This window comes from Nonomuraea lactucae (genome assembly GCF_003313395.1).
Taxonomy (GTDB): domain Bacteria; phylum Actinomycetota; class Actinomycetes; order Streptosporangiales; family Streptosporangiaceae; genus Nonomuraea; species Nonomuraea lactucae.
Genome location: NZ_QNFZ01000269.1, coordinates 26,165 through 36,883, shown reverse-complemented (window position 1 = coordinate 36,883; position 10,719 = coordinate 26,165). Strand labels below are relative to the sequence as shown.

The following is a 10,719-nucleotide window of genomic DNA, read 5'->3' as shown; positions in this document are numbered from 1 at the left end:
TCCGGACTGACGCCCAACCGGATCCCCCCGCCCAACCGGATCCCCCCGCCCTAAGGGATGTCCCCGCCTTGCGGGACGTCCGGGGCCCTACCGGATGTCCCCCCTCGTACGCAGCCCGCGCGCGGGCACCCGCTCATGCAGCCCGAACCTCGGCTCCGGCTCGTAACCGCCGTCGAGCACGCCCGCCACGTACTCCGCCAGCACCGGCGCGTGCTTGAAGCCGTGACCGGAGTCGCCGCCGAGCAGCCACACCCCCGGAGACGTCTCGGCGACGATCCACTCGGTGTCTGGGGTGAGCGCGTACTGGCACACCTGGCTGAAGAGAACCGGCGCCCCGGCCAGGGACGGGAACCTGCGCCGCAGGTAGCCCCTGCTCCGCTCCACGCTGGCCGCGTCCACGATCCGCTCGCCGTGTTCCGGCTCGTACGGCACCCCCTGCGCGTCGGAGGTGGCCTTCATGCCCACCCCGTCCACGTCGCCGTGCCCGTAGGCGGAGGCGTCGTAGTCGACCCAGGCGGGGACGCCCGGGGTGGTCCACGGGGCGGGCACCGCGAAGTGCACGGTGTCCTGCTTGGTCACGGTCAGCGGCGTGTCGAACAGCTCGGGCAGCCACGCGCCGCACGCCCACACCACCCGGTCGGCACGCAGCACCTCGCCGCCCAGGTCGACCGCGCACTCGTACGGCGCGGCCTCCCCTGTCACGGGCACGGCCCGCGCCCGCACCAGGCGCACCCCGGCCGCCGCCGCCAGCCTGGCGGTCACCTGGGTCGCCCTCCTGGCCCGGATCACGCCGGAGTTCGGCTCCCAGAGCAGGAAGCTGAGGTCGTCGCCGCGGAACTCGGGGAAGAACCGGGCGCCGTCGGCCGGATCCAGTACCTCACACGGAATGTCCAGATTTTTCAGGACTCGGGCGCTGGCGCTCTCCCAGCCGTCCGGCGTGCCGGCGAACCACATCAGGCCGGCCTCATGGTAGAGCTCCTCCCCGGCCCGCTCGCCCAGCCGCCGCCAGGCGTCCCGCGCCTTCCAGGCCATCCGGGCATACCAGTCGTCAATGCCGTGGGAGCAGCGCAGCAGCCGGGTCTCCCCCGCGCTCGCCTGCCGTACGTGTCCGGGCAGGTGCTGCTCGACCAGCGTGACCCGCCAGCCGGTTTCGGCCAGCCGCAACGCCAGCGACGCCCCCCAGATGCCCGCTCCGACCACAATGACCGTTTTCATGGCACCACCGTGTCCGCTGCGCGCTGCCCGCCGCAAGGGTCAGACGACGATCACCGTCACGACCACGCCCGAGCAGTTGCCCGCCACGCAGATCCGCACCGGAACCCGGGAGACGCCCGACAGGATGGGGATGCCGCCCACCTGCCCGTCGGGGCCGATCGAGATGCCGCGGGGGAGCTTGCTCGCGTTGGTCACCGTGTACGTCGGCAGCACCCCGGTCGGTGCGCCGTCGACCCCGATCTCACCGTCCAGGCGGATGCCCACCCTGCCCAGGAAGGTGAGCAGGCGGGGCCTCCAGCTCACGTAGTCGTAGACGATCACCGTGACGCGCTGCTCGACGCAGTGGCCCTTGTCGCAGAGCCGGACGGGGGTGGCGAAGACGCCGGGGCGTTGCGGCCTGCCGCGCAGGTTGCCCTCCCTGTCGAGCTCGACCCCGGGGGCGAGGGTGGTGGCGCCGACGGCGACGTCGTCCTCGTACGGCACCAGCCGGTCGTGCACCTCGATGCCCACGGTCACGTAGAAGGTGTCGACCACGACGTGGGCGGGCGGCGGGTCGGGCCTGGGGACGCGGTGGGCGGGTGACATTCCAGGGATCACGGCGCACGCGAGCAGCACAGCGGTGAGGATTGTCCGCATCTGTACCCCCCGGTCGGCCTCCCTCCTTCTTACCCCGTCGGCGCGGAGGGTTACCTCGGCCTCACGCATAGATAATCGGTTCATGGCCGCCGAATCCGCCCAGACACTGGAGCGCGGGCTCCGCCTGCTCAGACTGCTCGCCGACGGCAAGGGCGGGCGCACACCGACCGAGCTGAGCGCCGAGCTGTCGCTCAGCCGTCCCGTGGTCTACCGCCTGCTCACCACGCTGCTGAGCGAGGGGTTCGTACGGCGTGACGCCGAAGGCCGGGTGCACCTGGGGTTCGGGGTGCTGGTCCTGGCCCAGGCCGTGCAACCGCTGCTGCGCGCGGCGGCGCTGCCCGCGCTGCGGCGGCTGGCCGAGCAGGTGGGCGCGACCGCTCACCTGACCGTGGCCGAGGGCGACGACGGGCTGGCCGTGGCGGTGGTCGAACCGTCGTGGACCCACATGCACGTGGCCTACCGGGAGGGCTCGCGCCATCCGCTGACGAAAGGCGCGGCGGGCCTGGCGATCCTGGCGCTGCGGGAGGGGCGGGCCGACTATCTCGTGACGGAGGGGCAGTTGCAGGAGGGAGCCCGGGGCATCGCCGCGCCGGTGACCGGGCTGCCATGGCTGGAGGCGTCGGTGGGGGTGGTGACGTTCGGCCCGCTGGACGAGACGGCGGGCACACGCGTGGTCGAGGCGGCGGCGGAGCTGGCCGACGCGCTGGGTTGACATCTCCGAGGCAATGGACGACGGTATTTACATATAGAGGACGCAAGTGTCCGATAAACGGACAGGCTGGGAGGCGGTATGCCGTACTACCGTGTCGTGGGCGAAGTGCCCCGCAAGCGCCACGTGCAGTTCAGGCGGCCCGACGGCGGCCTGTACGCGGAGGAGCTGATGGGCGAGGAGGGCTTCTCGTCCGACTCGTCACTCCTCTACCACCGCCACCTCCCGACGGCGATCGTCAAGGCGGAGGCGGTCACCCCCACTGCGGAGACCCGCCTGGAGCCCAACGTTCCGCTCTCCCCGCGCCACTTCCGCACCCAGGAACTGCGCAGCGCCGGTGACCTCGTGACCGGCCGCATGACGCTCGCGGCCAACGGCGACGTCCGCTTGTCGTACGCCACCAGCGACCAGCCGAGCGAGCTCTACCGCAACTCGATGGGCGACGAGTGCGTGTACGTGCAGAGCGGGCGGGCGAGGTTCGAGTCCACGTACGGCGTCATCGAGGCGGGGCAGGGCGACTACGTCGTCATCCCGACCGGCACCATCCATCGCTGGGTGCCCGAGGGGCAGGTCAACGTGCTGGCCATCGAGGCCACCGGGCACATCAGGCCGCCGAAGCGCTACCTGTCGCAGTACGGGCAGTTCCTCGAACACGCCCCGTACTGCGAACGCGACCTGCGCGCCCCCGCCGAGCCGTACACCGTCGAGGGCGAGGAGGTGCCGGTCCTGGTGCGCACCCGGGGCGGGCTGACCAGGCTGGTCTACCGCAACCACCCGTTCGACGTGGTGGGCTGGGACGGCTACCTCTACCCGTACGCCTTCAACATCGACGACTTCGAGCCGATCGTGAAGAAGACGCACGCGCCGCCGCCCGTGCACCAGACGTTCGAGGGGCCGGGGTTCGTGGTCTGCTCGTTCTGCCCGCGCCCGCTCGACTTCCACCCGGACTCGGTGCCGATCCCCTACAACCACCACAACGTCGACTCCGACGAGTTCATGTTCTACGTGGGCGGCGACTACACGGCGCGCAAGGGGTCCGGCATCGACATCGGCTCCGTCTCGCTGCACCCGGCCGGTTTCACCCACGGGCCGCAGCCCGGGGCGGTGGAGGCGGTCATCGACGCGGTCGCCCGTGGCGTCACCACCACCAGCGAGATGGCCGTGATGGTCGACACCTTCCGGCCGCTCGACCTCGGCCAGGCCGCGCTGGCCTGCGAGGACCCCGGATACGCCTGGACGTGGTCACGATGAGCGTACGCACCGCGAACCTCTACACAGCACTGGTCGACGACGCGGGCCTGTTCCCGCCGACGTCCCTGCACATGGAAGAGGCGCTCGCCCGCCACCGGCGCGACCAGGAGCGGGGCAGCCAGGTGCTGACCCACCGCTTCCTGTGCCCGGCCAGCCGCCTCGACGGCCTGCGCCGCGAGAGCTTCGTGCCCCAGCGCATCGGCCTCATCATCGACGTGCCCGACATCCCGCCCTTCGAGGACCTTCCGGTCGACATCGTGGAGATGCGCCTGCCGGACGACATGTCGGTCGGCGCCCTGGCCCGGCGGCTGGCCGGGCGGTTGCCCCCGGACGTGCGGCTCTTCGTCGAGGTGCCGGCGCGGCGGGTGACCGGGGACGTGCCCGACGGCGTCGGGCTGAAGGTGCGCTGCGGCGGCCTGAGCGCCGACGCCTTCCCGCCGGTCGAGCACCTCGCGGCGTTCATCCGGTCCTGCGTCGAACGGGGGATCCCGTTCAAGGCCACCGCCGGGCTGCACCACGCCGTACGCCACTTCGACCCCTCGCTCGGCGTCGACCGCCACGGGTTCCTCAATCTGGTGCTGGCCACCTGCGAGGCCGTGGAGCAGCGCGACCCGGCCGTCGCCCTGCGCACCACCGACGTGGGCCGCATCGTGCAGTTCGCGCTCGCCGTGCCGACCGACACCGCCGAGCGCGCCCGCCGGCTGCTGGTGAGCTACGGCTCGTGCAACACCAGCGCCCCCGTGGCCGACCTGCGGGCGCTCGGCCTGATCGAGGAGGACGTGTGAGCTGGGGAGTGGCCAACCTGCCCTACGGGGTGTTCTCCCGGCAGGGCCAGGCGCCCAGAGTGGGGGTGCGTTACGGCGACCGGGTGCTCGACCTGGCCGCCGCGCTGCACGACGAGGTGTTCGCGGCCCCCACGCTCAACCCGTTCATGGCCCGGGGGCGTGCCGCCTGGCACGACACCAGGGCGCTGATCCAGGAGAAGCTGACCGGCGACCTGTCCGTCACCGGGGCCCACCTGATCCCGCTGGACCAGGTGACCATGCACCTGCCCATCGAGGTGGGCGACTACGTCGACTTCTACTGCTCGCTCGACCACGCCTCCAACCTCGGCCGCATGTTCCGGCCTGACGCCGAGCCGCTGCTGCCCAACTGGCGCCACCTGCCCGTCGGCTACCACGGCCGGTCCGGCACGATCGTCGTGTCCGGCACGCCGGTGAAGCGGCCGCGCGGACAGCTGAAGGCCGGCGTGTTCGGGCCGTGCGCCAAGCTCGACATCGAGGCCGAGCTGGGATTCGTGGTCGGCGTGCCGTCCGAGCTCGGATCCCCGGCCGGGGCGTTCGAGGACCACGTGTTCGGGGTGACGCTGGTCAACGACTGGAGCGCGCGCGACATCCAGGCGTGGGAGTACGTCCCCCTCGGGCCGTTCCTGGGCAAGTCGTTCGCCACCTCCATCTCGCCGTGGATCACGCCGCTGGAGGCGCTGCCGCGGATCCCCGGCCGCGCGCAGGACCCCGAGCCCCTCGACTACCTGCGCAGGCGGGACGACTGGGGCCTGGACATCACGGTCGAGGTGTCGATCAATGACGAGGTCGTCTCCCGCCCGCCGTACTCCGGCATGTACTGGACGCCGGACCAGATGCTCGCCCACATGACCGTGAACGGCGCCTCGCTGCGCGTCGGCGACCTGTTCGCCAGCGGCACCATCTCCGGGCCACGGCGTGAGGAGCGCGGCTCCCTCATCGAGCTCACCTGGAACGGGAACGATCCGATCAAGCTGGCGAGCGGCGAGACCAGGACATTCCTGGAGGACGGCGACACCGTGACCATCCGCGCGACGGCCGGGGACGTCACTTTGGGGGAGGTTTCCGGAACCATCGTGTAGATCACCCAGCGTGCTTGTGTCATCACTCCTCGATACCCTGGTCTTCCCTTCCAGGAGAGCAGGAGTGAGATGCGGCGCGCGGCGGTGGCCCTTCACGTTGCCCTTGTTGTCACCGTTCTGAGTGTTGTCTCGACCGCGGGCTGCGGCTCGGTGACCGCGCAGCCACCCCCGCCCGTGCCGCCCGCCGTCCGCGTCTGGCCCGCCTTCGACGCCAAGGACGCCCGCACCGACCGGGGCATGGTGGTCAAGGCGCGAGGGGGCACGCTCGCCAGCGTGCTCGCGTACGCGGGCGGCGTGCCGGTGCCCGGCCGTCTCGACGCGGCCCGCACCACCTGGCGCTCCGACTGGGCGCTGAAACCGGGGGCCGAGCACACGGTGACCGCCACCGCCACGCGTCCCGGCGCCCCCTCGACGGTGGCCGTGGGCCGCTTCCGCACCCGGGAGCCCGGGCACACGTTCGGGGTCGCCTCGGCGGTCCCGCTGCCCGGCGAGACCGTGGGGGTGGGCATGCCGATCATCCTCAACTTCGACACGCCCGTGCGCGACAAGGCGGCCGTGGAGCGCGCGCTGGAGGTGCGGACGGCCGCGCGGCGGGCGCCCGGCGACGACCGTCCGGGGACCAGCGCCGCCAAGCCGGTCGAGGAAGGAGCGGGCGCCGCCGAGCCGGTCGAGGGGGCCTGGCGGTGGGTCGGCGACACGCAGGCGATCTACCGCACCAAGGAGTTCTGGCCCGCCCGGCATCAGGTCACGGTCACCGCCCACCTTGCCGGTGTCCGCTCCGCCCCCGGCGTGTACGGCACCGCCGACCGTTCGTTCACCTTCGCCGTCGGCCGCGAGCAGACCAGCACCGTCGACACGCGCACCCACCAGATGGTGGTCCGGCGCGACGGCAGGGTCGCGCAGCGCATGGCGATCAGCGCCGGCATGGCCACCACCCGCGAATACACCACGACCAGCGGCGTCCACCTGACCATGGACAAGGGCAACCCCGTGCGCATGGTCTCCCCGGGCCGTGAGAAGGGCGAGCCCGGCTACTACGACGTGATGATCGACCACGCGGTCCGCATCTCCAACAGCGGCGAGTACGTGCACGCCAAGAACAACCTCTGGGCCCAGGGCACGGTCAACGTCAGCCACGGCTGCATCAACTCCCGGCCCGACCAGGCGGCCTGGTTCTACGCCGGTTCCCTGCGCGGCGACCCGGTGACGATCACCGGCACCGACCGCGAGCTCGCGTGGGACAACGGCTGGGGATTCTGGCAGCTCTCGTGGGAAGACTGGGTGCTCGGCAGCGCGCTGCGCACCCCGGCGCCGGCCCGCGACGAGATGCGATCTACACCGTCTCCGCCCCTGCCACAGCGGTGAATCGGGGATACCGTAGGAGGTGGGGGGAACCAGTCGCGCACACAGGCCCGTTGTCCTGTCAGGAGGGCCGGAGCATGGATGAATGGATCATCTGGGTGATCCTCGCGATCGTCCTCGGCGTAGCGGAGATCTTCACCCTCACCGCCTCGCTCGGGCTGCTCGGTGCCGCCGCTCTCCTGACCGCGGCGGGCGCCGCGGTCGGCCTGCCCGTTCCCCTGCAGTTGCTGGTGTTCGCCCTGGCCTCGACCGCCGGCCTGTTCGTGGTCCGGCCGATCGCCGTACGCCACGTCCGCCAGCCACAACTTCAGCGCTTCGGCGTGGAGGCCCTCTTGGGCAAGCCCGCCTACGTCGTCTCGGAGGTCACGGGGCGCGACGGCAGGATCCGCATCGGGGGCGAGGAATGGTCCGCCCGCGCCTACGACGAGAGCCTGGTGATCCCCACCGGGGCGACCGTCGACATCATTGAGATCGAAGGGGCCACAGCCCTCGTTTACCCCAGGGAGTGATCATGGATCCGCTGTTGGTGGTCGGGCTGCTCGTCATAGTCCTCGCGATGATCACCGTGCTCAAGGCCGTGCGGATCGTTCCCCAGGCCCGAGCGCGCAACGTCGAACGCCTCGGCCGATACCACCGGACGCTCAAGCCCGGACTCAACTTTGTCATCCCGTACATCGACCGCGTCTACCCGATGATCGACCTGCGTGAGCAGGTCGTGTCCTTCCGCCCGCAGCCGGTCATCACCGAGGACAACCTGGTCGTCGAGATCGACACCGTCCTCTACTTCCAGGTCACCGACCCGCGGGCGGCCGCCTACGAGATCGCCAACTACATCCAGGCGGTCGAGCAGCTCACGGTCACCACGCTGCGCAACGTGGTCGGCTCCATGGACCTGGAGAAGACGCTCACCTCCCGCGACACCATCAACAGCCAACTGCGCGGCGTGCTCGACGAGGCCACCGGCAAGTGGGGGATCCGCGTCAACCGCGTCGAGATAAAGGCCATCGACCCGCCCAAGACCATCAAGGACGCGATGGAGAAGCAGATGCGGGCCGAGCGCGACAAGCGGGCCGCCATCCTCAACGCCGAAGGGCAGCGCCAGTCGCAGATCCTCACGGCTGAGGGTGACAAGCAGAGCCGCATCCTGCGGGCCGAAGGCCAGCGCGCCGCCGCCATCCTGGAGTCCGAGGGCCAGTCGCGGGCCATCGACCAGGTGTTCCAGGCCGTCCACCGCAACGACCCCGACCCGAAGCTGCTGGCCTACCAGTATCTGCAGGTCCTGCCCCAGCTCGCGCAGGGCTCCGGCAACACCTTCTGGGTGATCCCGAGCGAGGTCACCTCGGCCCTGCAGGGCGTCTCCAAGGCGTTCACCGAGGCCCTGCCCAGGTCCACGGCCACCCGCGACGAGATCCCGGAGAGCGCGGAGATGGACGAGGAGATCGCCAAGGCCGCGGAGGCGGCGGCCGAGGCGGTCGCGGACGCCCAGGAGGCGGAGAGCCCCAACGGCCCCCGCCAGCTCGCCCCGGGCACACCCGAGCCGTCGCCGTTCCCCGAGCTGAACCCCGAGACCGACAAGGACCGCCAGGAACGGTAGCCGGACACCGCACGCCCGAAGGCGGTCAGGCCACTTCGAGCAGGCGGCGCACCTGGGACTCCCGATGCGTGGCCCGCGCCCGGCAGGCCAGCTTGACAGCCGCGTCGGCCAGCGCGATGTCGCGGTCGACCCGCGGGATGTCATCGCCCATCCGGCTGCGGAGCCATTCGGAGATCTCGCCCCAGGAGTAGACGCTGATGTTGTCGGCCTCGACGAGCGGCGGCGGGAACCCGCCGGGCCCCCGCTGGCCGCTCGCCAGCTGCCGCATGCTGGCCTGCGTCCGCCCGCCATGCCGCCGCGCCGCGTCGCCCAGCGTCACCGCGTCGTCATGCCCCACGCCCACGGCCCAGAGCCCGTCGACGGTCCTGATCTGGAGCAGCACGGACATGATCGCCTCAAGGAGGCTGCCCGCTTCACGATCGCACATGAAGTATGGCTCCGAGCCTCCGACCAGCGCACAGTCATCCATTCCGGCCTCCATGAGCTGATCGAACTCGGCAGAGTCCGGCTGCCGGTTGAGCATGACCCGAAAGTCCCAGATAGTCATGAGGTCTCCTCTCGATCGCCGCTCACGCACATGCCATGTCGCCCAGCCCATCTCCGGATTTGCTTTGCGTGGACGCCGGGATTGCGCGGCGTGCTGTTGATCGCAAACGGAGCGTCCTTGCACGCGCAAGTGATCCACCCCCAGCGGTGCCCGTTGTGATCCTCCTCGACGGTGAAGGTGCTGTTGATCGCGCGGATGGCCTTTAGCGCCGCGTTGATCTCGTTGTGCTGATGTCTTCCTCGACCGACCATGTTCTAATCCTGCAACAGTGTTGCACAGTTAGAACGGTGTTTCCAGTCCTGGAGCCCCATCCAGGAGTCAGCCGGTCACCTGGCCGCCGTCGAAGTACGCGACCAGCTCCGGGTCGAGGGGCGGGACGTCGTACGGCATGCCGCCGTCGCGCAGCGACATCGTGGCCATGTATCCCGCCGCCACGCTCATCCGGGCGGAGACCGGCGAGGTGTCCGTGGGCCCGCCCTCCCTGAGGAACCTGACGAACTCGGTGACGATGGCCGCGTCCGCGCCCCCGTGCGGGCCGTGGGCGTCGGGAACCCGGTAGGCGACGTCTCCGTCGGCGCGGTACTCGGTGGGGCCGGTGTTCCAGACCTTGACGGTGTCGCCGGGGCGGTCGCCGAAGTTCTCCAGCCGCCCCTCGGTGCCGATCACCGTGTAGTTGCGCACGTAGTCGGGGGTGAAGTGGCACTGCTGGTAGGCGGCGATGACGCCGTTGTCGAGGCGCATGTTCATCACCGACACGTCCTCGACGTCCACGACGTGGTTGAGGCCGGTGTGCCGGGTGGGCGGCCAGTCGAAGTCGCGCAGCCATCCCTCCGGCCTCGGCGTGCCGGGTTCGCGGCGCGGCAGGTCGCCGTAGAGCATCAGGTCGCCGAGGGCGTTCACCCTGGTGGTGTAGCCGCCGGCGAGCCAGTGGATCACGTCGAGGTCGTGTGCCGCCTTCTGGAGCAGCAGGCCCGTGGTGCGGGTGCGGTCGGCGTGCCAGTCCTTGAAGTAGTAGTCGCCGCCGTAGGAGACGAAGTGGCGCACCCAGACGGTCTTGGGCTCGCCGATGACGCCGCGCCGGATGATGTCGCGCATCAGCCGGACCACGCCCATGTGCCGCATGTTGTGCCCGACGTACAGCCTGGTCCCGGTACGGCGGGCGGCGCGCAGGACGCGGTCGCAGCCCTCCACGGTGATGGCGAGGGGTTTCTCCAGGTAGACGGCCTTGCCCGCCTCCAGGCAGTCGATCGCGACGCGCTCGTGGGTGTCGTCGGGCGTCATGACGATGACGGCGTCGACGTCGTCCCGGTCGAGCAGGCGCCGGTGGTCGTCCGTCAGGAACGCCGCCTCGAAGAGGCCGGCCTGGCGCTTGAGCACTGCCGGATCGGAGTCGCAGAGCGCCGTCACGACCGCTCCCCGGCCGGGCCTGTGCGCGGTGAGGGCGAGGCTGGTACGGAGACCGAGACCGACGACTCCGATGCGCAGGTCTTCCACGTGTGTCCTTTCAGAGCGGTACGGCG

At 70.8% G+C, this 10,719-nt stretch carries 11 protein-coding genes; 7 read left to right on the top strand and 4 right to left on the bottom strand.

The window, feature by feature from the left end; translation table 11 throughout:
• Nucleotides 1-87: 87 nt before the first annotated feature.
• A complete protein-coding gene (locus DQW85_RS17820; protein ID WP_113701422.1) occupies nt 88-1,215 on the bottom strand; it encodes an NAD(P)/FAD-dependent oxidoreductase in 1,128 nt (375 codons plus the stop codon).
• A gap of 39 nt (nt 1,216-1,254) precedes the next feature.
• A complete protein-coding gene (locus tag DQW85_RS17815) occupies nt 1,255-1,851 on the bottom strand; it encodes a hypothetical protein (protein ID WP_113701421.1) in 597 nt (198 codons plus the stop codon).
• A gap of 82 nt (nt 1,852-1,933) precedes the next feature.
• Here DQW85_RS17815 and DQW85_RS17810 point away from each other — a divergent pair, with 82 nt between their 5' ends.
• The 7 genes from DQW85_RS17810 to DQW85_RS17780 all read left to right on the top strand — a co-directional run bounded on the left by DQW85_RS17810 (nt 1,934) and on the right by DQW85_RS17780 (nt 8,652).
• The gene (locus tag DQW85_RS17810; protein WP_113701420.1) at nt 1,934-2,563 is read left to right on the top strand and encodes a helix-turn-helix domain-containing protein; all 630 of its coding nucleotides are present in this window, start codon (nt 1,934-1,936) and stop codon (nt 2,561-2,563) included.
• Nucleotides 2,564-2,641: 78 nt separating this feature from the next.
• Nucleotides 2,642-3,811 carry a homogentisate 1,2-dioxygenase gene (locus DQW85_RS17805; RefSeq protein WP_113701419.1) on the top strand — a complete coding sequence of 390 codons (1,170 nt, stop codon included), beginning with the start codon at nt 2,642-2,644 and terminating at the stop codon, nt 3,809-3,811.
• The gene (locus tag DQW85_RS17800) at nt 3,808-4,596 is read left to right on the top strand and encodes a hypothetical protein (RefSeq protein ID WP_113701428.1); all 789 of its coding nucleotides are present in this window, start codon (nt 3,808-3,810) and stop codon (nt 4,594-4,596) included. Before DQW85_RS17805 ends, DQW85_RS17800 begins: the two co-directional genes overlap by 4 nt.
• The gene (gene fahA, locus DQW85_RS17795; RefSeq protein ID WP_113701418.1) at nt 4,593-5,696 is read left to right on the top strand and encodes a fumarylacetoacetase; all 1,104 of its coding nucleotides are present in this window, start codon (nt 4,593-4,595) and stop codon (nt 5,694-5,696) included. Before DQW85_RS17800 ends, fahA begins: the two co-directional genes overlap by 4 nt.
• 150 nt (nt 5,697-5,846) lie before the next feature.
• Nucleotides 5,847-7,061: a L,D-transpeptidase gene (locus DQW85_RS17790; protein ID WP_240197246.1), complete on the top strand. Its 1,215-nt coding sequence runs from the start codon at nt 5,847-5,849 to the stop codon at nt 7,059-7,061.
• 74 nt (nt 7,062-7,135) lie between these two features.
• Complete coding sequence (locus tag DQW85_RS17785) at nt 7,136-7,567, top strand: NfeD family protein (RefSeq protein WP_113701416.1); 432 nt, start codon at nt 7,136-7,138, stop codon at nt 7,565-7,567.
• A gap of 2 nt (nt 7,568-7,569) precedes the next feature.
• Nucleotides 7,570-8,652 carry an SPFH domain-containing protein gene (locus DQW85_RS17780; RefSeq protein WP_113701415.1) on the top strand — a complete coding sequence of 361 codons (1,083 nt, stop codon included), beginning with the start codon at nt 7,570-7,572 and terminating at the stop codon, nt 8,650-8,652.
• A gap of 25 nt (nt 8,653-8,677) precedes the next feature.
• Here the strand turns inward: DQW85_RS17780 and DQW85_RS17775 are convergent, their stop codons facing one another.
• Together DQW85_RS17775 and DQW85_RS17770 are read right to left on the bottom strand one after the other, a co-directional pair.
• Nucleotides 8,678-9,199, bottom strand: a complete 522-nt coding sequence (locus DQW85_RS17775) for a hypothetical protein (protein ID WP_113701414.1) — start codon at nt 9,197-9,199, stop codon at nt 8,678-8,680.
• A gap of 318 nt (nt 9,200-9,517) precedes the next feature.
• Complete coding sequence (locus tag DQW85_RS17770) at nt 9,518-10,693, bottom strand: Gfo/Idh/MocA family protein (protein WP_113701413.1); 1,176 nt, start codon at nt 10,691-10,693, stop codon at nt 9,518-9,520.
• Nucleotides 10,694-10,719 lie beyond the last annotated feature (26 nt).

Excerpts from the sequence above, each read along its gene's own strand:
- DQW85_RS17820 (WP_113701422.1), bottom strand. The coding sequence starts at position 1,215 with ATGAAAACGGTCATTGTGGTCGGAGCGGGCATCTGGGGGGCGTCGCTG.
- DQW85_RS17815 (WP_113701421.1), bottom strand. The coding sequence starts at position 1,851 with ATGCGGACAATCCTCACCGCTGTGCTGCTCGCGTGCGCCGTGATCCCT.
- DQW85_RS17810 (WP_113701420.1), top strand. The coding sequence starts at position 1,934 with ATGGCCGCCGAATCCGCCCAGACACTGGAGCGCGGGCTCCGCCTGCTC.
- DQW85_RS17805 (WP_113701419.1), top strand. The coding sequence starts at position 2,642 with ATGCCGTACTACCGTGTCGTGGGCGAAGTGCCCCGCAAGCGCCACGTG.
- DQW85_RS17800 (WP_113701428.1), top strand. The coding sequence starts at position 3,808 with ATGAGCGTACGCACCGCGAACCTCTACACAGCACTGGTCGACGACGCG.
- DQW85_RS17785 (WP_113701416.1), top strand. The coding sequence starts at position 7,136 with ATGGATGAATGGATCATCTGGGTGATCCTCGCGATCGTCCTCGGCGTA.
- DQW85_RS17780 (WP_113701415.1), top strand. The coding sequence starts at position 7,570 with ATGGATCCGCTGTTGGTGGTCGGGCTGCTCGTCATAGTCCTCGCGATG.
- DQW85_RS17775 (WP_113701414.1), bottom strand. The coding sequence starts at position 9,199 with ATGACTATCTGGGACTTTCGGGTCATGCTCAACCGGCAGCCGGACTCT.